At 61.5% G+C, this 25,346-nt stretch carries 21 protein-coding genes and 1 other RNA gene; 15 read left to right on the top strand and 7 right to left on the bottom strand.

What is annotated here, in order from left to right:
- The first annotated feature begins 32 nt into the window (after nt 1–32).
- The 6 genes from BM344_RS07905 (at nt 33) to BM344_RS07880 (ending at nt 7,139) form a co-directional block, all read left to right on the top strand.
- Nucleotides 33–1,817 (top strand): S9 family peptidase, encoded by a 1,785-nt coding sequence (locus BM344_RS07905; protein ID WP_228143572.1) that lies wholly within the window; start codon nt 33–35, stop codon nt 1,815–1,817.
- 44 nt (nt 1,818–1,861) lie between these two features.
- Nucleotides 1,862–3,025, top strand: a complete 1,164-nt coding sequence (gene ercA / locus BM344_RS07900) for an alcohol dehydrogenase-like regulatory protein ErcA (RefSeq protein WP_091987977.1) — start codon at nt 1,862–1,864, stop codon at nt 3,023–3,025.
- Nucleotides 3,009–4,778: a PAS domain-containing hybrid sensor histidine kinase/response regulator gene (locus BM344_RS07895; protein ID WP_091987975.1), complete on the top strand. Its 1,770-nt coding sequence runs from the start codon at nt 3,009–3,011 to the stop codon at nt 4,776–4,778. The genes ercA and BM344_RS07895 overlap by 17 nt, the downstream gene beginning before the upstream one ends.
- 105 nt (nt 4,779–4,883) lie before the next feature.
- On the top strand, nt 4,884–5,171 hold the full coding sequence (locus BM344_RS07890) for a hypothetical protein (protein ID WP_091987973.1): 288 nt from the start codon (nt 4,884–4,886) through the stop codon (nt 5,169–5,171).
- A gap of 82 nt (nt 5,172–5,253) precedes the next feature.
- Nucleotides 5,254–6,630, top strand: a complete 1,377-nt coding sequence (locus BM344_RS07885; protein WP_091987970.1) for a class II fumarate hydratase — start codon at nt 5,254–5,256, stop codon at nt 6,628–6,630.
- 26 nt (nt 6,631–6,656) lie between these two features.
- The gene (locus tag BM344_RS07880) at nt 6,657–7,139 is read left to right on the top strand and encodes a CDP-archaeol synthase (RefSeq protein WP_091987968.1); all 483 of its coding nucleotides are present in this window, start codon (nt 6,657–6,659) and stop codon (nt 7,137–7,139) included.
- On the opposite strand, the gene BM344_RS07875 is transcribed toward BM344_RS07880, so the two are convergent.
- The gene (locus BM344_RS07875; RefSeq protein WP_091987965.1) at nt 7,136–8,110 is read right to left on the bottom strand and encodes a metallophosphoesterase; all 975 of its coding nucleotides are present in this window, start codon (nt 8,108–8,110) and stop codon (nt 7,136–7,138) included. The genes BM344_RS07880 and BM344_RS07875 overlap by 4 nt on opposite strands.
- A 164-nt stretch (nt 8,111–8,274) precedes the next feature.
- On the opposite strand from BM344_RS07875, the gene chrA reads away from it, so the two are divergent.
- From chrA to BM344_RS07855, 4 genes are all read left to right on the top strand, one after another.
- A complete protein-coding gene (gene chrA, locus BM344_RS07870; protein WP_091987963.1) occupies nt 8,275–9,456 on the top strand; it encodes a chromate efflux transporter in 1,182 nt (393 codons plus the stop codon).
- 111 nt (nt 9,457–9,567) lie between these two features.
- Nucleotides 9,568–10,221 carry a peptide-methionine (S)-S-oxide reductase MsrA gene (msrA, locus tag BM344_RS07865; protein ID WP_091990907.1) on the top strand — a complete coding sequence of 218 codons (654 nt, stop codon included), beginning with the start codon at nt 9,568–9,570 and terminating at the stop codon, nt 10,219–10,221.
- A gap of 11 nt (nt 10,222–10,232) precedes the next feature.
- The gene (msrB, locus tag BM344_RS07860) at nt 10,233–10,658 is read left to right on the top strand and encodes a peptide-methionine (R)-S-oxide reductase MsrB (RefSeq protein WP_091987961.1); all 426 of its coding nucleotides are present in this window, start codon (nt 10,233–10,235) and stop codon (nt 10,656–10,658) included.
- 18 nt (nt 10,659–10,676) lie between these two features.
- Nucleotides 10,677–11,441 carry a lysophospholipid acyltransferase family protein gene (locus BM344_RS07855; protein ID WP_091987958.1) on the top strand — a complete coding sequence of 255 codons (765 nt, stop codon included), beginning with the start codon at nt 10,677–10,679 and terminating at the stop codon, nt 11,439–11,441.
- Nucleotides 11,442–11,457: 16 nt separating this feature from the next.
- Here BM344_RS07855 and BM344_RS07850 read toward each other — a convergent pair whose 3' ends face one another.
- Entirely contained in the window at nt 11,458–12,441 is a 984-nt protein-coding gene (locus tag BM344_RS07850; protein WP_208603385.1) for a calcium/sodium antiporter, read from the bottom strand.
- A gap of 9 nt (nt 12,442–12,450) precedes the next feature.
- Nucleotides 12,451–13,701, bottom strand: a complete 1,251-nt coding sequence (nhaD, locus tag BM344_RS07845; protein ID WP_091987956.1) for a sodium:proton antiporter NhaD — start codon at nt 13,699–13,701, stop codon at nt 12,451–12,453.
- Between the two features lie 339 nt (nt 13,702–14,040).
- On the opposite strand from nhaD, the gene mqo reads away from it, so the two are divergent.
- From mqo to BM344_RS07820, 5 genes are all read left to right on the top strand, one after another.
- Nucleotides 14,041–15,519, top strand: a complete 1,479-nt coding sequence (mqo, locus tag BM344_RS07840) for a malate dehydrogenase (quinone) (protein ID WP_091987954.1) — start codon at nt 14,041–14,043, stop codon at nt 15,517–15,519.
- A gap of 155 nt (nt 15,520–15,674) precedes the next feature.
- Entirely contained in the window at nt 15,675–16,907 is a 1,233-nt protein-coding gene (locus tag BM344_RS07835; RefSeq protein ID WP_091987951.1) for an ATP-grasp domain-containing protein, read from the top strand.
- Nucleotides 16,908–16,959: 52 nt separating this feature from the next.
- Nucleotides 16,960–18,984: a hypothetical protein gene (locus tag BM344_RS07830; protein WP_091987949.1), complete on the top strand. Its 2,025-nt coding sequence runs from the start codon at nt 16,960–16,962 to the stop codon at nt 18,982–18,984.
- Nucleotides 18,985–19,032: 48 nt separating this feature from the next.
- Complete coding sequence (locus tag BM344_RS07825) at nt 19,033–20,703, top strand: acetolactate synthase large subunit (protein WP_091987947.1); 1,671 nt, start codon at nt 19,033–19,035, stop codon at nt 20,701–20,703.
- Between the two features lie 46 nt (nt 20,704–20,749).
- Nucleotides 20,750–21,613, top strand: coding sequence for a hypothetical protein (locus BM344_RS07820; protein WP_091987945.1), 864 nt, complete (start codon nt 20,750–20,752; stop codon nt 21,611–21,613).
- Here BM344_RS07820 and BM344_RS07815 read toward each other — a convergent pair.
- The 4 genes from BM344_RS07815 to BM344_RS07800 all read right to left on the bottom strand — a co-directional run bounded on the left by BM344_RS07815 (nt 21,610) and on the right by BM344_RS07800 (nt 25,234).
- On the bottom strand, nt 21,610–22,497 hold the full coding sequence (locus BM344_RS07815) for a chemotaxis protein (RefSeq protein WP_091987943.1): 888 nt from the start codon (nt 22,495–22,497) through the stop codon (nt 21,610–21,612). The two genes, BM344_RS07820 and BM344_RS07815, sit on opposite strands and share 4 nt — an antisense overlap.
- 118 nt (nt 22,498–22,615) lie before the next feature.
- Complete coding sequence (locus BM344_RS07810) at nt 22,616–23,212, bottom strand: exopolysaccharide biosynthesis protein (protein WP_091987940.1); 597 nt, start codon at nt 23,210–23,212, stop codon at nt 22,616–22,618.
- Between the two features lie 145 nt (nt 23,213–23,357).
- Nucleotides 23,358–23,724: a transfer-messenger RNA gene (gene ssrA, locus BM344_RS07805) on the bottom strand.
- 91 nt (nt 23,725–23,815) lie between these two features.
- Complete coding sequence (locus BM344_RS07800) at nt 23,816–25,234, bottom strand: WS/DGAT/MGAT family O-acyltransferase (protein ID WP_091987937.1); 1,419 nt, start codon at nt 25,232–25,234, stop codon at nt 23,816–23,818.
- Between the last annotated feature and the right edge of the window lie 112 nt (nt 25,235–25,346).

Here is a 25,346-nt window from a genome sequence, read left to right as displayed (position 1 = left end):
GTGCCGCCCATGTTCAGTGTGGTGAGCTTACGGTGTCGGCTGCCGGTGTTTACTGGTTGCAGACCGACCCTGAGCGGGGTTGCATGGTGCTGTGGCAGCTGTCGGAGCAGGGACCGGTGAGGTTCGGGCCCGACACCCTGGGCGTCCGCAGCCGGGTCAACGGCTACGGGGGCGGCGCCCTGGCGGCGTGTTCCACCGGGGTGTTTGTGGTGGCCGAGGATCAGCAGATCCGGCATGTCAGCCAGAAAGACGGGCAGTGTACCCAGCTTACCGACGACCCCGATGCGATGTATGGCGGCCTGGTTGCCGATGACACCCGCCAGCGGGTACTGGCGGTACGCGAATGCAATCACCGGCAGCAGCTGGTTGCCATCACCCTCGAGGGTGAGCAAAGAGTGCTTCACTCGGGCCAGGATTTCTACAGTGCCCCGGCACTCTCTGATGACGGTACCCGGTTGGCATGGGTGAGTTGGCAGCAGCCGGATATGCCCTGGATACGCAGCCAGTTGTGGTTGGGTGAGGTGAGTGACGGTGGCGCCCTTGCCGACTGCCATTCCCTGAACTCGCCCCTGCAGGCTTCGGTCCAGCAACCGGTGTTTGATGGCGATCGGCTCTGGGTGCTTTCTGACCATGAGGGCTGGTGGCAACCCTGGCAGGTTGATGAGCGGGGCGAGGGCGACTGGCGCTCGGGCGGAGCTCCGGCCTGTGATCATGCCAACGCGCCCTGGCAGTTGGGTGAGTCCCACCATTGTCCCATCGGCGATGGCCGCTGGGCACGGGTGCGGTACTGCAATGGTACTGGTCAACTCTGGTTGATCTCCGGCCCCGACTACAAGGAACGCCGTGTGGCGACCGGGTATGGTGATTTCCGGCACCTGCGCGTGGCCGAGGGCACCCTCTACTGCGTCGCGCGCTCTGCTACCCGACTGGATGCGATTCTGGCTATTGAGCCCGTGACTGGACATGAGCGCATCGTCGCCGGCGGCGGAGACCCAATGCCAGAGGTCCGGGCCGCACTCCCGCTGGACATTGAGGTGCCAGCCCAGGGACCCGACAGCGACCCGATACAGGGTTTTTTCTACACGCCAAAACAGGCCTCGGTGGACGCACCGCCGCTGATTCTGATTGCCCATGGTGGCCCCACGTCCGCCGCCTACCCGGTGTTCAACCCCCACGTGCACTATTGGTGTCAGCGCGGCTTTGCGGTGGCCGAGATCAACTACCGCGGCAGCACCGGCTTTGGTCGGGCGTTCCGGCTGGCCCTTGAGGGCCGCTGGGGGGAGATTGACGTGGAGGACATGGAGCGGGCGGCTGATCATCTGGCGTCCTTCGGCCTGGTGGATGGCAGCCGGGTGTTCATCCAGGGCCGCAGCTCCGGCGGTTACACCGCCCTGATGGCCATGATCCGGAGCCGCCGGTTCAGGGCGGGAGCCAGCCTGTTCGGGGTTACCGATCCACTGCGTTTGCGGGCGATGACCCATCGTTTTGAATCCGGCTATCTGGACTGGTTGCTGGGCCCTCCCCATGAACATCCCCGGCGCTGGCACGAGCGCACGCCGCTGCACCACGCCAACCGCATCGCGGCGCCGATGATTTTCTTCCAGGGCGGCCAGGATCCGGTGGTGGTGCCGGAGCAGACCCGGGCCATGGTGGCAGCCATGAAAGCCGCCGGAGGTGCGCCGGAGCTGCACTGGTTCGACGAGGAAGGCCACGGGTTCCGCAAACGGGCCAGTCAGGTGGGCATGCTGGAGTGGACCTTCAGCTTTTACCGCCGGCATGGCCAAAAGGCCGATGAACAGGCCGGTTACTTGAGTTAAACTTTCGACGATTCCTATAACAACAAACGGTCGGATAGAGAACGATGAGCCACGACATTTCCGCGCTTAGAAAGTTTGTGTCCCCGGAGATTGTGTTCGGCGCCGGGTCGCGCAAGTCAGTGGCAAACTTTGCCAGCAACTTTGGCGCCCGACACGTGCTCCTTGTGTCTGATCCCGGGGTGGCCGCCGCCGGCTGGGTTCGCGAGATTGAGACAGTCCTGACCGACGCTGGCATCCGCAGTACCCTGTTCACCGGTGTTTCGCCCAATCCCAAGGTCGAGGAGGTGATGACAGGCGCCGAGCTGTACAAGTCGAGCGATTGCGATGTCATTGTAGCCATTGGTGGCGGCAGTCCCATGGACTGCGCCAAGGGCATCGGCATTGTTGCCACCCACGGTCGCAACATTCTCGAATTCGAGGGTGTGGATACCATCACCAATCCGCCACCCCCGTTGATCCTGATACCGACCACGGCTGGTACCTCCGCCGACGTCTCCCAGTTTGCGATCATCTCCGACCCCAATCGCCGGTTCAAATTCTCCATCATCAGCAAGGCCGTGGTGCCGGATGTGTCGCTGATAGATCCGGAAGTGACCGAAACCATGGACGCCTACCTCACCGCCTGTACCGGTGTGGATGCCCTGGTGCACGCCATTGAAGCATTCGTCTCCACTGGCAGCGGCCCGCTCACCGACACCCACGCCCTGGAGGCCATCCGGCTGATCAATCGCAACCTCGAGCCGCTGGTGGCCAACACCGCCGATCCGGTGCTGCGGGAGCAGATCATGCTGGCGTCCATGCAGGCGGGCCTGGCGTTTTCCAACGCCATCCTCGGTGCAGTGCACGCCATGTCTCACAGTCTGGGCGGCTTCCTGGATCTGCCCCATGGTCTTTGTAACGCGCTGCTGCTGGAACACGTAGTGGCCTACAACTACCAGGCCGCCGAGGACCGGTTCCGGCGGGTGGCCGAGGCCATGGACATCGACACCCGGGGCATGAGCAAGGCCGAGATCAAGCGGCGTCTGATGGGCCGGATTGTGGAGCTCAAACGCCGGGTGGGCCTGGAAGCGCGGCTGGCCCAGCTCGGAGTGAGCGTGTCTGACATTCCCTACCTGTCCGGCTTCGCCCTCCAGGACCCCTGCATTCTGACCAATCCACGAAAGTCCTCGCTCCGGGATGTCCAGGTCGTTTATGAAGAAGCGCTCTGACGAACAGGACGGCGAGCGGGACAACAGCTACGGAATTGGCGATCTTCTGGGACTGGGCAGCCAGTCTGTTCGTAAGAACTATTACCCGGCGTTGCAGGAACGGATTGAGGAGCTCGAGCAGGAACGTAACCGCTACAAGTGGCTGTTCGAGAATGCCCTGCACGGTATTTTCCAGGCTAACCTGCGCGGCGGCTTCCTGGCCTGCAATCCGGCAATGGCACGGATCTGCGGGTACGACAGTCCCGAGGCGCTCAAAAACGGGGTGATCCGGCTCCGGGAACAGCTTTTCTGCAGTTCCAGTGAATTTGATGCCATCCGCCAGGAACTGCTCGATCACGGCAGCCTGAGCGCCCGTGAAACCCGGTTCCAGCGGGCCGATCGCACGCCGGTGCAGGTGGCCGTGACCTTGCTGCGCAGGCCGGATTTGGGGCCCGAGGTGGTGGAAGCGTTCGTGGCCGATATTACCGAGCGGGTGCTGGCCCGGCAGAAACTGGAACAACTCAACGCCACGCTTGAGCGCCGGGTGGAGGAGCGTACCGAGGCGTTGCAGAACGCCAACGTGGGCCTGCGTTACCAGATCGAGGAGCGGGAAAAAGTCGAGCGGGAACTGGTGGTGGCCATGGAGGCCGCCAAAGAGGCGAATCGCAGCAAGGACAAATACCTGGCGGCGGCCAGCCACGACCTGTTACAGCCACTGAACGCTGCGCGCCTGATGATCTCCGCGCTTCAGGACAGCTCGCTGCCGGAACAGGAAGCCCGCATGGTGCAGCAGGTGCACCGGGCCCTTGAAGGGGCCGAAGACCTGCTGGCGGATCTGCTGGATATCTCGAAACTCGATCAGCAGGCCATGAAGCCGGACCTGGTGTATACCGACGTGGCCGCCCTGGCCAGATCCCTGGGCGAGGAATTTGAGGCAGTGGCCGCCAATGCCGGCCTGGGCTTCCGGGTACGCACGGTGCCTGCGGTAGTCCGAACCGACCAGCGCATGCTCACCCGCATTGTGCGCAACCTGCTCAGCAATGCTTTTCGCTACACCCGCAATGGCGGCGTGGTGCTTGCGCTCCGGCAGCGGGGCGAGCAGCTGCGCATTGAAGTGTGGGACACCGGTGTCGGCATCGAGGCGGCCAAGCTCCGGGACATCTTTACCGAATTCCACCAGTTGCTGCCCCAGGGTACCGGCGGCCGGCAGGGCGTTGGCCTCGGGCTTGCCATAGTCGAGCGCATGGTGCGGGTGTTGGGCTACAGCATCGATGTGGCGTCAAGGCCGGGGCGCGGGTCCCGGTTCGTGCTAACCCTGCCTCTCGATCAGGCTACTTCGTCCCCCGGGCCTGCGCCCCGCGCCACCTTACCCGGCCATGCCAAGGGGTTCGACGGCCTGCCGGTGCTGGTGATCGATAACGAACCGGCGGTGCTGGAAAGCATGCAGGTGTTGCTGGAGCGCTGGGGGTGCGATGTGATCACAGCTGGCAGCAAGGCGGAGGCGCTGGCGAAGATGGCGCCGGGCGCCCGGGTGCCTGCGGTGATCCTGGCCGATTATCACCTCGACCAGGAATTGACCGGTTACGATGCCATTCACGCGGTCCGGCGGCATCTCGGCCAGGATATCCCGGCCGCTGTCATTACGGCTGATCGAAGTGACGACACCCGCCGACTGTTGCGGGCGCAGTACCTTCCGATACTCAACAAACCGGTAAAGCCGAACCGGCTGCGGGCCCTGATTACCAGCCTGATCACCCCTTCCTCGACGCTCTGATCAAGGTCGCTCCCGACCTCGCCGGTCTCCTTCCGGCGCGCGAAAATCACAGGAATTGCACCGCCCGACTACACTTAGGGGAGGTTCACAGGAAGGAGATCCATCATGAGTGTTCCGGACAACAGCCTGACCAACCACGAAGTCACGGTCTGCCTCGCCGGCGGCGCCGTGCTTGGCCCGTTCAACGCCACCTGGAGCCAGGACTCGGGCGGCGATGTGCGGGAACTGGTACGCGAGTACGACAGCTTCCTCCAGGGTGAGAAACAGCGTCGATACAAGTTTCACCTGCATGATACCTACACCAACACCGTGCACACCCTGATCCTGAACTTTGAGCAGGTCACCGGCATTTGCGACCATGTACGACTGAGGTCCCACGGCGGTACGGGTTGATACAGACGCCGGAGCCTGCCGTACAACGCCGGTAACTCACGATGTAAACGGACAGGATGTAAACGGACAGACAGGAGGGATCATGAGCGACTACAGAATCGAAACCGACAGTCTAGGAGACGTCCAGGTTCCGTCCAACGCGCTCTGGGGTGCACAGACCCAGCGCGCGGTTGAGAATTTCCCGGTCAGCGGGCAGCCCATGCCCGGCGCGTTCATTGCGGCTGTGGCCCGGGTCAAGCGGGCCGCCGCCGAGGCCAATACCAGCCTGGGTCTGCTCGACAGCGACCTTCGGGATGCCATCGTGCAGGCCTGTGACGAACTGGTGGCCGGCGAGCACGCCGACCAGTTTCCGGTTGACCGGTACCAGACCGGTTCCGGCACCAGCACCAATATGAACGTGAACGAGGTGATTTCGAATCTGGCCCGGAACGCTGGTCACGAGGTGCATCCCAACGACCACGTCAATATGAGCCAGAGCTCCAATGACGTGATTCCCACGGCCATTCATGTGAGCTCGGTGCTGGCGGTAAAGGAAAAGCTGCTGCCGGCACTGTCCCACCTGCGCGGGATGATCTACGAGCGTGAGGCGGAATTTTCCGAGCAGGTGAAGACCGGCCGCACCCACCTGATGGATGCCATGCCCGTTACTCTGGGGCAGGAGCTGCGAACCTGGCGGGAGCAGCTCTTCGCCGTGGAAAAACGGGTGGAAGCCGCTGCCGACGAACTGCTGGCGGTGCCCCAGGGCGGGACGGCCGTGGGTACCGGCATCAACGCCTTGCCGGAGTTTGCGGAACAGTTTGCCAAGTCCCTGCGTTCGAACACCGGATTTCATTTCACCACTCTGGAGCACAAGTTCATCGGCCAGAGCGCCGTGGACGGCCCCGTGGCGCTGTCTGCCCAGTTACGGGGCGTGGCCATTGTGCTGACCAAGATCGCCAACGATCTGCGCTGGATGAACAGCGGCCCCATCCATGGCCTGGCGGAGATCAGCCTGCCGGCCCTGCAGCCGGGCAGCAGTATCATGCCGGGCAAGGTGAATCCGGTGATTCCGGAATCCGTGGCCATGGTGAGTGCCCAGGTAATGGGGCTGGACAGCACGGTGGCCATGGCGGGGCAGTCCGGTAATTTTCAGCTCAACGTGATGCTGCCGCTGGTGGGCGCCAACCTGCTGGACATGACCGAGTTACTATCCAACGCCGCCCTGATGCTGGGTGACAAGGCCATCCGTGATTTCACGGTGCACGCCGACAACCTGAATGCCGGCGTCGGCCGCAATCCGGTGCTGGTGACCGCCCTCAACCCGGAAATTGGCTACAGTCTGGCGGCTGATATTGCCAAGGAAGCCTACCGTACGGGTCGCCCGGTGATTGATGTGGCGGAGGAACGGAGTGGTCTCAGCCGTGAACGGCTAGAGGGGTTGATGGACCCGCTCAAGCTGACCCGGGGCGGCATCGCCTGAGGCGCCGGACAGGGAGGCGAGGGCCTTTGCTGATCACCCTGGAGCTTTATGTGATGCTGGTGCTAGCCAACGGTACGCCGGTCGTCGCCGCCCGCCTGCTAAAAGACCGGTGGTCGGCGCCGGTGGACGGTGACCGGCTCTGGGGGGATGGCCGCCCCGTGTTTGGTCACAGCAAAACCTGGCGAGGCGTGGCATTCGGAACGCTGGCGTGCGCGCTGTTTTCTGTGGCGACCGGGCTGGGCTTTGTGTTCGGCGTGCTTTTCGGATTGCTTGGCCTGGCAGGCGACCTGATCAGTAGCTTCATCAAGCGTCGTCTCGGGCTCGATTCCAGCGCCCGGGCCGTTGGTCTTGATCAGATTCCGGAAGCGCTGCTGCCTATGCTGCTGGCCATGGTGTGGCTGCCGGTCAGCGCTTGGGTGGTGATTGCCGTTGTGGCGTTGTTCACCGTTTCCAACATCCTGGCTTCACCGCTGCTGTATCGCCTGGGTATCCGGCGACAGCCGCACTAATCGGGGCCCCGGGTGAGGGTGTGCAGGGTGACCTCTGGCGGGCAGTTCAGGCGCACATTCACCACGGAGGTTCCGCTGCCCGGTGAGGTGTAACCCTGCATGCCGTTGACCTGCCAGTAGCCCCGGCCAAGACTGCGGGGGCAATCCGAGTCCAGGGTTACGGGAATGCCCCCGGGCAGGCAGATCTGGCCACCGTGGGTGTGACCGCACAGGAATACGTCGTACCCGGCGTGGGCCGCCTCCCGCCAGATTTCGGGGGTGTGGCTGAGCAGGATACTGGTGCCACCGGCGGGTATCTCGTCGCCGGCCCGGTGCAGGTTGTGGACCTTGTAGAAGTGGGCGTCGTCGACGCCGGCCAGGAACAGGGTCTGGCCCTCCCGCTCCAGGGGCGCCATCTCGTTCATCAGCAGTTGGTAGCCCATGTCTTCCAGGGCCGGTACCATGCGAACGCTGTCGTGGTTGCCAAGCACCGCGTAGGCGGTGCCTCGAATGCCCCGGCGCAAACGGGCCATGCCTTGCAGGGCATTTTCAATGGGTCCCCAGGTCAGTTTCCGGTAATCACCGGTAAGCACGCACAGGTCGTAATCCAGCGGCTCGATCTGGCGCAGCACCGCCTGCAGGTTGGCCTCATCCATGTCCACATGAAGGTCGGTGAGGTGCAGGATTCGGAAGCCCTCGAAGGCGGCGGGGAGGTTGGGCAGACAGAAGCGGTTGTGAACCGTGTTCAGACGTCGGCTGTTGTGCTGGCCCCGACGCCATAGGCCGGCCAGTTGAAGGCAGGTCCGGATAAACCGGGGCGCAGTGGCCCAGTTTTCCAGATGGAAAGAACTGTGATCCTGCCCGAACACCTTCGCCTCGGCTTCCCGTTCAATGCCCAGTCTCTGGCGGGCGTGAACAGGGCCGAGTCTCAGGCTCAGGCGGTATTCCAGGAGATCGTCCTGGTTCTCCGGTGTGTGAGCCCTTGCCGTCATTGTGTTTCCTTCGTATGCCGAGCCGGGCATGGCCTGAATGCAAAGTGGCAAACCCTCCTTCATTATGGTTGGCCCTCGATGCTATGCAACCAAAACGACATAATGTTCATGTTTGATGCCGGATACCGGCACATCGATGACCAGGCCCCGGGAGCAAGACAACCATGACCACAGAAACGCAACCGAGCAGAGCTTCCTTCTGGCAGATTTTCGGGCTCTTTCTGCGCCTTGGGCTGACCTCCTTTGGCGGGCCGGCGGCCCATCTCGGTTTTTTTCACAACGAGTTCGTCAAGCGCCGCCGGTGGCTGTCGGACAGCGTGTATGGCGAAATCGTGGCGCTCTGCCAGTTGTTACCGGGCCCGGCATCCAGCCAGGTGGGTCTTACTATTGGTTTCCTTAAGGGACACTACCGTGGGGCTCTGGCAGCTTGGCTTGGCTTCACACTGCCATCGGCGGTGATCATGATCGGCTTTGCAGTGGGGTTGAGCCTCTGGCCCGAAGCCAGCTCCGGGGGCTGGGTAAAGGGCCTCAAACTGTTCGTGGTAGCGGTGGTGGCGCAGGCGGTTTGGCAAATGGGCAAGAGCCTGTGCCCGGACCGCAGCCGGGTGGCCATGGCACTGCTGGTGGCGATCGGCCTGCTGATAATCGGGGAGACCTGGATGCAGCTCCTGGCCCTGGCCATCGCCGGAGGCGCCGGAGCGCTCATGGGGCTTGGCAGCGATCGGGCCGCCGATCCGTTGCACTTGCCGTTGCAGTCCGGCAAGCCGGTCTTGATGGGGCTGGTATTCCTGGGGCTGTTGCTGGCGTCGTTCCTGCCACAGGTGTCGGGCAGCCTGGCGTGGGTTGCCGCCGAAATGTACCGGGCAGGCGCCCTGGTGTTTGGTGGTGGCCATGTGGTGCTGCCCTGGCTGCAGGAAGGGTTCGTGGCATCGGGTGCCATGCCGGCGGACACCTTTCTGGCCGGTTACGGGGTGGCTCAGGCAATGCCGGGGCCGCTGTTCAGCTTTTCGGGCTTCCTCGGCGGGGCCGAGGCCGGTGTGGCCGGCGGTCTGTTGGCGGTAGTGGCGGTTTTCCTGCCGGGCACCCTGCTGGTGTTTGCGGGTCTGCCTCTGTGGCGATGGCTGCGGGAACACCGTGCGGCACGCTCGGCATTGGCGGGGGTGAATGCCGGTGTTGTCGGATTGCTGCTGGCGGCCCTGTACGACCCGGTCTGGACTTCTGCGGTGCACGGCCCGATGGATTTTGGCCTGGTGCTGTTGCTGTGGGTGGCCCTGGCGGTCTGGCGAGTGCCGGTGTGGCTGCTGGCGCCGCTGAGCGCGGGCGTGGGTGTGATCCTGCCCCTCTGATGATCGTACAACTGGCGGGCCTTGTAGACGCCGGGGCGCGGGTTGGCAAAGTTGCCGGTTTCCGGCCACAATCCCCTGCAAGCACATAACGGTTTGAAATCAGAGGTCACCATGTCGACATCCTGCAACATTCCCGGCCTGAAGGTTCCCCGCAGCCGATTCCCGGACCCGGAGAAGGATTTGCCCGCCGCCGCTGGCGAGCAGCGGGTGGTATTGGCCGGCGGTTGTTTCTGGTGCGTCGAGGCCGTGTTCCTGGCGATTGACGGCGTCACCCGAGTCCAGTCCGGCTATGCCGGAGGCCATGCCAGTTCCGCCAACTACGAGGCGGTGTGCAGCGGCACCACCGGCCACGCCGAGGTGGTTGAAGTGCACTACGACCCGGCCAGGGTAAGTTTCGGTGAACTGCTGAAAGTGTTCTTCTCCGTTGCCCACGACCCCACGCAGCTGAACCGCCAGGGCAATGATCGCGGCACCCAGTATCGATCCGCCGTGTTTTTTGAAACCGCCGAGCAGCGCGAGGTGGTCGAAGCCTACATCCGGCAGTTGGAGGAGGCCGGCGTGTATCCGGATCCGATCGTGACCACGCTGGAGCCGCTGGAGGCGTTCTACCCGGCCGAGGAGTACCACCAGAACTTCGCCGCCCGCAACCCCTATCAGCCCTACATCATGGCGGTGGCGGCCCCGAAAATGGAAAAGCTGGTGGACCGGTTTGGTGACAAGCTGAAGCCGGAATACACCGACACTGACACAGACAGCACCGCCTGAGGAGATAGATGATGGCCGTTTCTGCATCTGGTTATGACCTGACGCCCCTGACTCCGGCGCAGGTTGAGGAGAAGGCCGCCGACCTGACCGCCGAGGAGCGGCGTGTCCTGCTGGACCACGGCACCGAGCATCCGTTCTGTGGCACTCTGCTGGACAACAAGAAAGCCGGCGTGTACCACTGCCGGCTCTGCGATCTGCCACTGTTCAGCTCGGACTCAAAGTTCGATTCGGGTACCGGCTGGCCCAGTTTTTTCCAGCCCTTCGACCCGGAACACATTCGCTATATCGAGGATACCAGCCTCGGCATGACCCGGACCGAAATACGGTGTCCGCGCTGCGACAGTCACCTTGGGCACGTGTTCCCGGATGGGCCGCCGCCGACCGGGCAACGCTATTGCCTGAATTCCGTTGCCATGGTGTTCACAGAGAACGGCTAGCTGGCCCCGGGAACCTGAATGATCCGACTGAATCTGAGCCCGCTGACCGAATCAGCGACCCTGCTTCGGCGCGCGGGCGTGGTGCTGGGCAGTGTTGGTCTGACGGCTATCTACTCGCTGCTGGTTCTGCTGCGCGCGCTGTTTGGCCAGCTCAACCGGCCGATCGTGGACAAGTACTGTCGGGAGTGGTCGGCGGCGCTGTTACGATTGGTGCGGGCCAACCTTACGGTGCGGGGAGAGGTGCCGGATTTCGGCGACGGGCGGCGTTACATCATCATGTGTACCCACGCCAGTCATTACGATATCCCGGTCAGTTTCGTATCCCTGCCCGGATCCATTCGCATGCTGGCGAAAAAGGAACTGTTCAGCATTCCCCTGCTGGGCCAGGCCATGCGGGCGGCTGAATTTCCGTCGGTGGATCGTTCCAACCGAACCCGGGCGGTGCGGGACCTGGCCAGGGCCCGGGAAATGATGGAAAGCGGTATTGTGCTCTGGGCGGCACCCGAGGGGACCCGGTCACCGGATGGCAAGCTGCTGCCGTTCAAGAAAGGCTGTTTTCACCTGGCTCTGGACACCCAGGCGGTCATCGTTCCAGTGGCGGTGCGCGGGATTCACCGGGTGTTGCCCGCGCGCACATGGAAGATCAACCTGGGCCAGCCCGTGGATGTGCGGGTGGGCGCCCCGCTGGATACCACCGGCAAGACCAAGGAAGACCTCGACGAGGTGATGGCCGAGGTCCGGGAGCGTTTAACCGGTCTTCTCGGTGACGGCGAGGCCGAATAAGGCTCGCTGTGGGGGCTCAGGCCGTGCCGGCCGCCACCACCGTTGACAGCAGGTAGCCCGTGTAGGCCACGTACACCAGCACCAGAATGCCGCCATCAAGCCGGCTGATCAGCTTGCGGGCGCCGGTCAGGCCGAATCCCATCAGCAGCAGGCCAACGGTGAGCGCCAGCATGAGATTCCAGTCCCGGTAGAGCACGGCCGGATCGACCGCCAGGGGCTCAATGGCCGCGGCCAGGCCCACCACCGCCAGGGTGTTGAAAATACCAGAGCCGAGGATGTTACCGAGGATCAGGTCGTGTTCGTTTTTCTTGACCGCCGCCAGTGCCGAGGCCAGCTCTGGCAGTGATGTGCCGATGGCCACAATGGTCAGGCCAATCACCAGGTCACTGACCCCGAGGCTCTGGGCAATGGTGACAGCGCCCCATACCAGCATCCGTGAGCTGACGATCAGCAGGACCAGACCAACCGCCAGCCAGATCAGGGCGGTTTTCAGGGGCATCGGGTGGGCGATGATTTCGGCATCAGTCTCGCTGGCCAGCGGGTCAGCTTTGCCTTTCATGCCCTGGTAGATGGACCAGCCCATCACGGCGGCAAACACTGCCAGCAGTATCCAGCCATCCAGCCGTGACAGTTCGCCATCAAGCAGTTGGGCACCGGCAATGAGTGTGAGCACCACCAGAAGAGGGAGTTCCTTGCGGATCACCTGGGAATGCACCGCAATCGGCGCAATCACGGCGGTCAGGCCGACAATCAGCGCAATGTTGGTGATGTTGGAACCGTAGCCGTTGCCGAGCGCCAGGCCAGGGTTGCCGTCAGCCGCCGCCATGGCCGATACCGCCAGTTCCGGCGCCGAGGTGCCAAAGCCGATGATCACCATGCCAATCAGCAGTGTCGGCATGCCCAGGTGTTTGGCGGTGGCCGCCGCACCTTCCACAAATTTGTCGGCACTCCAGACCAGGAGTACCAGGCCGGCGATGATTGCGCCAATTGCCATCAGCATAGAAAAACCTCAGTTGATGAAACGTCCGAGCATGAACACACCGGCGTAGCCGAGGGTGTAGGCCGCCAGAAGGTGTGCAAGATACCGCATGTAGGCTGCAAAGGTCAGCCCCGGGATCTTGGTCATGGCCACGATACCGGCCGCAGAACCGATCACCAGCAGCGATCCGCCAACGCCCACGGCATAGGTCAGCCCCATCCACTCGCCCGGACTCATATCGATGCCGGCCTTGAGCAGGGCCGCGGTCAGAGGCACGTTGTCGATCACCGCGGAGAAAATCCCCATCAGATAATTCGCGTACAGCGGCGGCAAAACGTCGTAGATAGCCACCAGCGAATCCAGCGCGTGAATCTCCTTGAGCATGCCCACCAGCAGCAGGATGCCGAGAAAGAACAGCAGGGTTTCGAACTCGATAATACGGATGTATTCGAGAATCGGGTCCAGATCGGAATCGTTGCTCAGGAAACGGGATACCAGGAACATCACCGACAGGCCGAAGAGGAAGGTCAGCACCGGTGGAATGGCAAACAGGGCATTGCCGGCAATGGTGCACAGGATTGTTAACAAAAACAGGCCGCCTATGATGGCATCGACCGGTCGTACCGGATTGGTGGTTGAACGCAGGGTGATGGTGCCTGTCAGTCCCCGGGACAGGAACAGGGCCAGTACGAAAACGGTGATCGACGCGGGAATGGCGAGGGTGAGCAATGTCAGTATTTCCACCTTGTCCGCGAGGAATATCATCAATGTGGTGACGTCGCCGGTGATCAATGACACGCCGCCGGAGTTGACTGCAAACACCACCAGGGTGACGAACTGGATGCGCTTTTTCAGCTCCAGATCCAGCGACAGAATCAGCGAGCATGAGACTAAAGTGGCGGTGATATTGTCTGCAAGAGAGGAGAAAATGAAGCAAAACAGTCCGGTCAGGAACAGCAGTCTTCGTTCGCTCACCTGTTTCGGCATGATCAGGTAGATCACGTTTTCGATCATCCCCTTCTTGTTCAGGTAGGCGACAAAGGTCATGGCAGCCACCAGGAACAGCCACAGCCCAGCAATTTCGGCAATGCTCTCGGAGAGCCCGACGGAAATGGCCGAGGTTTCCGCGGCGTTGTCGCTGAACAGAAACAGCAGCATCCAGCTCAGGGTTCCGAAGAACAATGTTACCTTGGCCTTGTTGATGTGGATGGCTTCTTCAAAAATGACGCCGAGCAGCGCCAGCACCGCCAGAACAATCAGGCTTACTTCAAGGGCAGACATGAACGAAGGTCCTGTCGAGGTTGATGACAAATCGGTTTCAGGAAGGGCAGTCGCCGTCGACCGCGCACCCACGGAGGCGGATTTTAGAGCTTTGGCCCGATGCAAACCACTGTTTGCAGGTGCATCTATTCACCATCAGGCACCGTTGGCAGCCAGATACCGGCGCCTCGATTGACAATCGCATTTTATTATCCCCGCAAAAATCGGGATAATTGCGCCCACATTCAGACCGGAAGCAGACGGCGGCGTCGTTTACCTCGCGCCCGACCGGCTTCCGACAGGTCTCCTTGCTGATCGTGGGGGGATGAAAAGCTTCAACACTAGCTAGGGTGAAAAGCAATGGCCGTTAGACAGGCAGATGTAGTGCTGGTCGGCGGTGGCGTCATGAGCGCCACTCTCGGCATGATGCTCAGGCAACTGGACCCGTCCCTGGACATCGTCATGGTGGAGCGTCTCGACCACGTGGCCCATGAGAGCACCGACGGATGGAACAATGCAGGTACCGGCCACGCCGGCTACTGTGAACTCAACTACACCCCCGAAACCGACGATGGCGATGTGGCCATCGAGCGGGCCCTGCAGATCAACGCCCAGTTCGAGGTATCGCTCCAGCTCTGGTCGTACCTTGTGGAGCAGGGCATTCTTCCGGAGCCTTCCTCATTTATCAACCGCACCCCGCACCAGAGCTTCGTCTGGGGTGAAAAGGACGTGGCATTCCTGAAGCGACGCCACGAGCGGCTCAGCGCCCATCACCTGTTCCGGGACATGGAGTACACCGAGTCGCCGACCGATCTGGAAGAGTGGATGCCCCTGGTCGTCAATAACCGCGATCCCATGCAGCCGGTGGCGGCCACCCGAATCAGACACGGCTCGGATGTGGATTTTGGCTCCCTGACCCGAAGCATGGTCAGCTGGCTGGAAACCCAGCCCAACTTCGAACTCATGCTGAGCTCTCCCGTGCACTACATCGACCAGCGTGACAACGGCCGCTGGAAAGTGCGTGTGCGTAACCAGAAAACCGGTGAGCTGACCAAACTCGAAACCGGGTTTGTGTTCCTGGGCGCCGGTGGTGGTGCGCTGCCGCTGCTGCAGAAATCCGGCATCGCGGAGGCCCGCGGCTACGGCGGTTTCCCGGTGAGCGGCCAGTGGCTGGTGTGCGGCAAGCCCGACATCGTTGAGCAGCACAACTCCAAGGTGTACGGCAAGGCGCCCATTGGAGCGCCGCCCATGTCGGTGCCGCATCTGGACACGCGGATCATCAACGGCGAGCCGGCACTTCTGTTCGGGCCGTTTGCCGGCTTTACCACCCGGTTCCTCAAGCAGGGCTCCATCTTTGACCTGTTTGGTTCGGTGAGATCCAACAACCTCAAGCCCATGCTGTCAGTGAGCAAGAGCAACATGGACCTGACCCGGTATCTGATCGGTGAGGTGTTCCAGTCCCACAGCGACCGGGTCGCTGCCCTGCGCAACTTCTTCCCGGACGCCCGGGAGGAAGACTGGCAACTGCGAATGGCGGGCCAGCGCGTGCAGATCATCAAGCAGGTGCCCGGTGGTGGCAAGCTCGAGTTCGGTACCGAGATCGTGGCGGCCAGCGATGGCACCCTGGCTGCCCTGCTGGGCGCCTCGCCCGGTGCCTCTACCGCCGCCAACGCCATGATCAACGTGATCGAGCGCTGCTTCCCGGAGAAAATCAGGACACCGGAGTGGCAGGCGCGCATGAAGGAGCTGGTGCCGTCTTACGGCCAGTCCCTCGTGGATGACGAGGCTCTGCTCACTAAAGTGCGGGAACGGACCCTGTCGACCCTTCAGTTGGCCTGATATTCCGAATCGATCTAAAGCACGCTAAAGCACTGTGATTGCTGGGCTCAGTCCCTGTCATCGCAGTGCTTTTGTGGTTTTAGGGGTTATCTGGATTTGCGATTTCATGAGGGCCTCGTAGGGTTAATAGGTAACCCTAGGAAAGGAGAGAACCTGTGACTGAGCAAAAGTACGATCCTGAAAAAGGGTATGTGGCGCTGCTTGGCTGGAGCGTGAATGCGATTGAAGCCGCCGACAAGTTTGATCGCCGCTATGTGGTGGTGGCTCCGGACTGGGCCGAGGCCTACTGCAAAGAGCACGATATCCCCTATGTGCCCTGGAATTTCGAGCGATTGAACGACCGTTCGTTCGAGATCGCCCAGACCCTCAAGGATATGGGCGTGAACGTGGCTATCCCACTGTTCGAGGAAACCGTGGAGTGGGCCGGCGCCATCAACTCGGTACTGCTGGACCAGCCAAAACTGTTCGGCCAGTCCATGTTGCTGAGAGATAAAGCGCTCATGAAACGCCGTGCCCAACTTGGCGGTATCCGGGTAGGGATTTTCGAGGAGGCCCACGACCGGGACGACGTCATCCGCTTCCTCAAGCGCGTGAACCAGACCCTGCTGAAGCTGGACGGCGACCCCAACGATCCGATCCACCTGAAAGCCTTCGACAAAGCAGGCTGCCTGGGCCACCGGGTGATTCGCACACCGGACGAGGTGGATACGATCCCCGATGAGGAATTTCCGGTGCTCATGGAATCGCATCTGGACGGCTGGGAGTTTGCTGTCGAGGCCTGGATTCATAACGGCAAGATCAAGTTCCTGAACATCTCCGAGTATGTCACCCTCGGCTACTCGGTGTTCGTGCCGGCCACGCCGGATCTGGAAAAATATCGCCCGCAGATTACGGCGGAGATCGAGAAGCTGATCAAGACCTTCGATATCGAGTTCGGTCTGATCCATCCGGAGTACTTCGTCACCAGCGACGGCACCATGTACTTTGGCGAGGTGGCCTACCGGCCTCCGGGCTTCAAGGTGTTCGAGCTTCTCGAGCGTGCCTATGGATTCAACGCCTATCAGGGCATGATCCTGGCCTTCGACCCGAAAACCACCGAGGAGGAGATCAACGCCTTCTTCCCGAAAGAGGTCGAGGATGCCAAAGGCTATGCCGGCTGCTTCGGGGTGTATCCCCGCCGTCGGGTGGTCAGCCGTCTGGAAATGCCCGAAGAGACCGAGAACCACGAGTATTTCGAGTCCCATGAGTTGACGTCGCCGATGGAAGAAACGGTGACCAAGCGCACGGCCTTCGGTACCCACTGGGGTCTGGTGTATTTCTTCGGTGAAGACCCTTATGTGATGCGGGACTTGCTCAAACATCAGGAAGAGCTCGATTTCTATGTATAATCGGTTCACTGATTAACAGAAAGGGTTTGGTGCAGGCCCTGAGGAATCTCGTTTGAGCGAATACCAATCGGCCAGCCAGGCACCGGCAGTCAATTTCGACAAGCTGGTGCACAAACTGGATGAAGCTATTGTGGCCCTGGAGGAAAGCCGGCCGTTTGCCAAGGCCGGCAAGCTTCCCAAACTGTTCGACATCGCCCGGCGTGTGCTGATGCAGCCGGGCGGCTGCGAGGCCATTGAGGCTCGCGCCCGCCGCCTTGAAGAGGCGGGCGTGTTCCAGGGCACAGACTGGGCTGATCCGTCCATTCTGTTGCCGTCCCTGACGCCACACTCCCTGCAAAGTAAAGAATCTGACACCGTAGTGATTGAGGCGTTCAGCCAGCTCAGGCTGCTGTCTGTGGTTCAGGAGCATTACCTGCATCCGAGCGTATCGGCGGAGCAGGCACACCACTACCTGACTCAGGTTCTGGCTATCAACCTGGGCCTCCTGTTCGGTATGACCGGCGAGGCAGAACGGGAGCAAGGCAAACTGGCCCAGATCAGCCAGGGCCTGCTGCAATACGTAGCGGATCATATTGGCTACGAACACATCATAGACAGCCTGATTGAAGAAATCTGGCGCATTCTGGAGCAGCGGCCGATTCGCGTGTCCGATGTGTGCCGGATGATTACCCAGATCGCCATTTGCCGGGCAGATCCTGAAGCTGACCTTGGCAGTGCCGGTCGTGGTGCCGACCGTCTGATTTCTGCTTTGTACGGGCCGACCAGGGCCTGCAGTGAAGATCCGGGGATTCCGGTGTATGAACAACGGCTGGAATCCATGGATGCAGTGGCGCTGCAGAATGAGGCCACCGGGTTCGCCCGTTCCATGCATGACACCGGGCTGGTATCTCCTTACCACGCCTGTTTTGTCCGTTACATCCTGGAGGCCCAGGACAACTTGCTCAGCAGTTCCCTGGGCCTGTCCAGCACCGGCCGCGACTGCCTGCTGTGCTACCGGGAACTGGTGCACACGCTCATTGACACGTCGGTGTTCCCCGAGACCGCCCAGGGGCTTTACGGGCTGGCACTGCTGCTTGAACGGGGCATTCTCTACCAGCCGCCGGTGGCGCCCTCGCTCTGGCGCCAGGTTCGCCTGAGCCTCTGTCCTGCCGCCCGGGAGCGGCTCCAGTATGCCTACGGCTACGAGCCTCAACCGTCGGCCTGGTTGATGCAGGGTGTTCTCAACATGCTGGGGCAGCCGCTGGGCGTGGGGCAGGGTAACAACCCTACCTGCCAGTCGGCGCGAGCGCTGTCCATGTGGGCCTATAACGACCCTGACTACCTGCTTCAGATGGTGGCCTGGGCGGCCAGGGACAACGAGATTGTCATGCACTTCGAGGGGCAGCCGGTGTCGTCGGCCCGAAGTGCCGGTGGTGTGGCCTCGGAGGTTGCCCTGGATCTGGACCCGGTATCACTGGTCGTGGTGCCGCACCTCGATCGCATCTATGCGGAAATGGGCCGGCTTTGCGCCGATCGCGAGGGCGACCCCCATAAATGGGTGAATCCGGAATTCCACGGATGGTCCGCCGGCCGGGGGTTCGCCATCAACGTGGATGTGGCAACGGGCAACCTCATCGGTCTGGAAGAGTTCATCCGCCACTTCTATGCCAGCTATCATCCCTTCTACAACGGCAACCAGCCGCTGATCCATCCGCAACCGGCGGGTATAGCGGTCACCGATAGTGCGGCCCGCTTCATTGGCTGGCACGCCATCACCATCCTTCGGGCCGGGCTGGACCCTGAGGGCGAAATGCGGGTGTACTTTTTCAATCCGAACAACGACAGTGGCCAGAACTGGGGCGATGGTGTTGAAGTGAGTACCTCCGGCTACGGAGAGCGGTTTGGTGAATCCTCGTTGCCCTTTGAGCAATTCACCTCGCGGCTGTACATTTTCCACTACGATCCTCTGGAGCGCGGTGAGCTTGCAGAAGTGAACGATGATGAGCTGGTGCGCGTAACAGAGGGTGTATACCGGAGTTGGGGCAAGGGCCGGGTGCCCGCTGATTCGCTCCAGGCGGAGCCGCCCAAGACTGACTAGGTCCCGCTTCCGATTTGCCCGACCCATTCACCGAGCGAGAGGAAGGTCATGGCCAACGAGAACCGTCCGGCCCGAAACGGCGCCGAGCTGTTTGTGCGCGCGCTGGAGAACGAAGGTGTCCAATACGTGTTTGCGGTGCCAGGCGAGGAAAACCTGGCGTTCCTGGAGGCTCTGCGAGAGTCCAGCATCGAACTGGTACTGAACCGCCATGAGCAGGCCGCAGGCTTCATGGCGGCCACCTACGGGCGTCTGACTGGTAAGGTTGGCGTCTGCCTTTCGACCCTGGGACCGGGCGCCACCAACCTGGTAACGGCCGCTGCCTACGCCCAGCTCGGCGCCATGCCGATGATGATGATCTCCGGCCAGAAGCCGATCAAATCCTCCAAGCAGGGCCTGTTCCAGATTCTCGACGTGGTGGACCTGATGCGTCCGCTTACCAAATATACCCGCCAGATCAGCAACGCCAATACCATCCCGGCAAAGGTGCGTGAGGCTTTCCGCCTGGCCTCGGAAGAGCGCCCGGGCGCGGTGCATCTGGAGCTGCCCGAGGACATCGCAGACGAGGCACCGGAACCAGACACCCACATTTTCAAGCCCAGCGATGCCCGCCGGCCCACGGCCAGCCAGAAGAGCCTGGAGATGGCCTGTGACATGCTGCGCGAGGCGCGTCACCCGCTGATCATGATCGGCGCCGGCGCCAACCGGAAGCGGGTGTCACAGGCGTTGATTCACCTGGTGAATGTGACCGGTATTCCTTTTTTTACCACCCAGATGGGCAAGGGGGTGGTGGACGAGCGCCATCCTCGCTATCTGGGTAACGCTGCCCTGTCGGCGGGCGACTTTGTTCACTGCGCCATCGATCGCGCCGATCTGGTGATCAACGTTGGCCACGACGTGGTGGAAAAGCCGCCGTTTTTCATGACACCGGGTGGCAAGAAGGTGATCCATGTGAACTTCAGCGCCGCTGACGTAGACCCCGTGTATTTCCCACAGCACGAGGTGGTGGGCGACATTGCCAACAGCGTGGAGTACATGGCCGAAAACTGTGGCCAGTGCGCCAACCATGACTTCAGCCAGCTTATGGAGGTGAAAAAGGCGGTGGACGCTCACCTGACCTCTATGGCCGGCGACAGCCGCTTCCCGATCATTCCGCAGCGCATCGTTGCCGATGTGCGGCGGGTAATGCCGGACGACGGCATCATCACCCTCGACAACGGCATGTACAAGTTGTGGTTTGCCCGCAATTACCCGGCCTACGACAACAACACCGTGCTGCTGGACAACGCCCTGGCCTCCATGGGCGCCGGCCTGCCCAGTGGCATGATGGCTTCCATGCTGTACCCCGATCTGAAGGTGATGGCAGTGTGCGGTGACGGCGGCTTCATGATGAACAGCCAGGAGCTGGAAACCGCAGTACGGCTCGGGCTTAACCTGGTGGTGCTGATCATCAACGACAGCGCCTACGGCATGATCAAATGGAAGCAGGGGCAGGAGGGCTACGCGGACTTTGGCCTGGACTACCGCAACCCGGATTTCGTCACTTATGCCCAATCCTACGGTGCCACCGGCCACCGTATTACCCACACCGAAGATCTGCGGCCAACCCTGGAGCAGGCGCTGGCCGCGGGTGGAGTGCATCTGGTGGATGTGCCGGTGGATTACAGTGAAAACCGTCGAGTCTTTGATGAGGAACTGGCCGAGCTGACCTGCCGGTTATAAGCCGTGTATGATGATCACCGGATAAAGAACCGGAGATGTCATCACGATGAGTCATTTGTTTGCCAGAGGTTTGGCCGTTACGTTTGCCTTGGCCCTGTTTGTGGGTTGCAGTAACCCGGAAACACCGCAGGAGGTGGCTTCTGCGTTCTGGCAGGCCATGGCCGAGAATGACGCGGGCGAGGTAACGGAATACTCCACTCTGACAGATGCCTCGGCCTTCGATGGTTACCAGCGCAGCTGGACCGACGCCGTTCCTTCCTATGGTCGCGTGGTCATTGACGACGACGAGGCCACCATCGTCACCCGGGTACCTGCGGAATCGGGCGCTGCGGGTGAGCAACGTGAGATCGCCACCTACCTGGTTCGCGTTGATGGCCAGTGGCTGGTGGACTATGAGCGCACTGGCGATGCCATTGTGAACCCCTCTCCGTTCAGCGGCATTCTGGGGGAACTCAACCGCATCGGTGAAAAGCTCAGTGCCAGCTTCTCGTCATCCTCTGGCCAGCTTGAACGGGATATGGAGCAGCTCGCCCGGGACCTGCAGATCTATTCGAGGGAGATGTCGCAGCAGGCGGGAGAGGCCATGGCCGAGTTCAGTGAACAGCTGCAGAAAGCCATGCGGGATCTTGAGCAGTCGCTGGAGGAAGCCCTCGAAGATGACCGGCAAACGCCTGAGCAGGACCGCATCATTCTGGAACAGGCCGCGCGCGATCTCGACCGAGGCGCCGATGACCTCAACGACCCGACCATGGAATCTCTGGCCAATGCCAGCCGCACGGTGGCCGAAACCGGAGAACGGTTTGGCCGCCTCAGTGAAGACACTCTGAACCGTTACCGCGAGCAGTGGCAGCGCGACATCGCCGAGATGCGTACCGAAGCAGAGTCTTTTATGGCGCAGCTCAGGCCTTAACGGGCCTGCTCGGCGCCACGCAGCATGGCCTGAAGCAGCTCCTCAGCATCAAATTTGGTGAGGGCCTCATCGGCACCCACCTGATTGGCATAACTCAGGCTCATCTCGCTGTTCAGGGAGGTATGCAGAATGATGTACGGCTGCTTGAGCGCGGTGTTGTCCCGCACATTGAAAGTCAGCTCATAACCGTCCAGCCCCGGCATCTCGATGTCACTGACCAGGATGTCCGTGGGCCGCCCCAGCTCATGATCCCGGAGCAGAATCTGCAGGGCATCGTCGCCATTCGAGGTAACGTGATAGGAAATGTCCTTGCTGTCCAGGACATCCGAGAGCTGCTTGCGGGCCACCTGGGAATCGTCCACCAGCAGAATGTTCAGGGATTTCAGGGTTTCGCTCTGCACATCGGTGAGCGTGACCTCGCCGGTCTCCAGGGATTCCGGATAAACCTTCGCCAGCAACAGTTCCACATCCAGCAGCTGAATAATGTCGCCGTCCACATCGAGCAGTCCGGTAATGAATGCCCGGTTGCCCAACGCCTTGGGCGGCGGCATGACCGACTTCCAGTTGGTTTCGATGATCTGCTGTACACCTCGCACCAGAAAGCCGATTTCCTGACGCTGTATGTCGGTGATGATAATCGAGGCTTTTTCCCGCTCTTCCCGTGTCAGCGCCGGATAGCCAACCGCAGCGGCCATGTCGATGACCGGGACTGCAGAGCCCCGGAAGGTAGCCGTGCCGATCACCGCATGGTGACTGTGGGGCAGTTTGGTGAGCTTCATGAACGGCAGGATCTCCCGAATCTTCAGGGTACCGATACCAAACAGGCGCTCCCCGGAGAGACGGAACAGTAAAAGCTTCTGGGACTGCTTCGCTTTGCTGGACATGAACAGATCCTTCCAAACCACCAATCAGAAAACATCAGACAGACCCTCATAATAGCAGCAAGACTCTGCCAAGAGCGGTAAATCGATTGTATCAATTGGTGATCGGATGAAATCGGCGTCAGCCGGGCAGATTGGTGAGAACGAACCAGGCGGTACCGCCGGTCGTCAGGGCTGCAAACAGGGCCAGCAGACCGTCCCGGGCGATAATGGCCAGGCCGAAGGCCGCCAGCGCAAGTCCGCCGCCGTTGGCACTGAAGGGAATGATCTCCATCAGTGGCATGGCCGCAGCAACCAGCAGGCACAGTACCGCCATGACGTACTGCCCCGGCCCCCGCACCAGGAACACCAGGCGCGGCCTGGTCCAGCGGTCCAGGAACCGGGCAGGCGTCTCCAGCCAGTCCAGGCCCTTGTCGAGCTTCTCCTGCTCCATGGAGCGATTGGCCAGACGGGCCGGAATCCAGATCGTCTCCCGCTGGAACAGCAGCTGGCCGACGGTCAGCAGGACCATCAGCGCGAGCAGAGTGGGTACGCCCGGAATGTCGCCGATCAGCGGCGCCAGAGTAACCAACCCCGCCACCAGTGCCAGGGGGCCGAATGAGCGCTCACCCACCACCGCCAGAATATCGCCCACCGATACCCGGCGCTGGCCGTTGGTGCCGTCGCGAAGCCGGTCCAGTAACTCCTGCAGGCTGTTCGGATCGTCCGGTTGGTTCATCGCACAAGGTTCTGGGTTTGAGTGAGGGCGTGGCAGAACCTTACACAATTACTGCGTAGTCTGCATGAACGCAGGATGACGAGGGGGTTAGTTGTGGTGCAGAACGAAAAAAGCCCCGGAAATCCGGGGCTTTTCTCTGGGAGTTTGGTGGAGACGGCGGGAATTGAACCCGCGTCCGCCAGTACTCAGCCTTGAGGTCTACATGCTTAGTGTCTCTCTATTGTTTTAAGTTCAAGCGACCCGAGAGTCAGGGTGCAAGAACCGAGCTCTTTGAATCTTAGCCATGTGTCAGTGAGCTCTGACACACGGAGCAGCCTATAAGCGATGACGTCCTGGGATGTTGCTACTGAGTTATAGGCGCCTCAGCCAGGACGACTGGAACGGCTTACGCCGCCAGTGCGTAGTTTTCGTCGTTTGCGACTATTTTAAAGCAGCTTTGGATTTACGAGATTCGCTGCCATCTCGACATGCACCCAAGGGTTCGCCACCGGCGTCGAAGCCATGTCGTCCCCTTACAGGTGAGTATATGTGTCCGGTTTGCCGGACTTCAAGGTTTCTTTGCGGTTGTTTTGTGCGCGGTGTTGTGTAGATGTACCTACTCGCCTATCCGGCGAGCTGCTTTACTGCCGCGGGGCGCCCGGCCAGCGCCGCGTGGCGGAGTGCTGCGAAGCTGTCGTGGAAGTAGTCCATCACGGCGTTCGGGTCGGCGTGGATGGCCCGGTCGACGGTAATGCCGAACTGGACCGTGCCGGCGTAGCTGAAAATGCTCAGGCCAATGCCGATGCTGCCGCTTTGTGGCACCCAGAACATGGGCTGGGTGACCTTGCTGCCGGCGAGGTACAGGGCCTCCCTCGGGCCGGGCACGTTGGTGAGCACCGCCGAGGCCTTGTTGCTGAGCAGGTCCAGAGCACGCCGCTCAAGGCTGTCAGGGCCGCGGCCGAACAGATCCAGCAGGCTGTAGGTTACCTGGGCCTGGTAAGAGCGCTTGAGCCGGTTCATGTTCTCCTGAACCTGCCGAAAACACATGATCGGGTCCTGTACTTCGACCGGCAGGTTCACAAGCACCAGCCCGAATTCATTGCCGAGGGTGTCAATGGGTTGGTTAAGCGGGCGCAGGTTGAAAGGTACTGCCACCCGGATGCCGCACTCCGGAATGGCCTCCCGGTTGGCGGCAAAATGCCGCCGAAGGGCGCCGGTTGTGGCGCACATCAACACGTCGTTGACGGTGCCGCCGAGGGCCCGAGCACAGGCCTTGACCTCGGCAAAGTCCAGGGGCTCGGCCCAGGCCACCTGTTTGCGCCCGCTCAAGGGGCTCTTGAGGCCGGTTCTGGGTTCATAGGGTGCCAGGCCGAGCTTCAGCAGATCCATGGCAACGCCGCTGGCGGTGGTGGCGAGCTTCAGGGGGTAGTTGGGTTCCTGGCGCACCGAGTCAATGAACAGGCGAGCCTGCTGGGCGGCCACCTGGGCACTGTCCACCAGCCGGTGCAGCGTGCTTCTTCTCCGGGAAGCGTTGCCTGTACGGGTTTCAGGCTTGCCGGCAACCCGTTTGAGTGTCGGCTCGGGGGTCTTGTCGGTCAGTGAGAGCATCACCCGTACCAGGGAAATGCCGTCTGCAATGCAGTGGTGAATACGCACCAGAAGGGCAGCACCACCTTCGTAATTGTCGATGTAGTGCATCTGCCAGAGTGGGCGGCGGAAATCGAGGGAGGTGCTGTTCAGGTCGCTCACCAGTTTCTGCAGCTCGGCTTTGTCTGCCTTGCCGGGCAGTGCAATCCGGTGCAGGTGGTTGTCGATATGGAACAGGGGGTCTTCTTGCCAGTAGGCACGATCGCCATGGTCCACCACCCGTTGGCGGAAGCGCTGGAAGCGAAGAAACCGTTCTTCGAGCGTGCGTTTGAGGCGCTGGATGGAGACCGGCCGTTCAAGGGCCAGCACCCCGCAGATCATCATGGGGTTCTCCGGGGTGTCCATGCGCAGCCAGGCGCGATCCACGGAGGACATGGGGGTCTGTTTGGGTGACATAAGCGCTCCCTTTGCCATGCACCGGAACTCCCGAGTATAGGCCGGTTGCCTGGATCAACAAAGAGAGTGAGTATGCGACATATTTGCCGGCCGCATCCTGACCGGCGTCAGT

The sequence above is a fragment of the Marinobacter gudaonensis genome (assembly GCF_900115175.1).
Lineage (GTDB): Bacteria > Pseudomonadota > Gammaproteobacteria > Pseudomonadales > Oleiphilaceae > Marinobacter > Marinobacter gudaonensis.
This window is presented reverse-complemented; position numbering and strand designations above follow the sequence as displayed.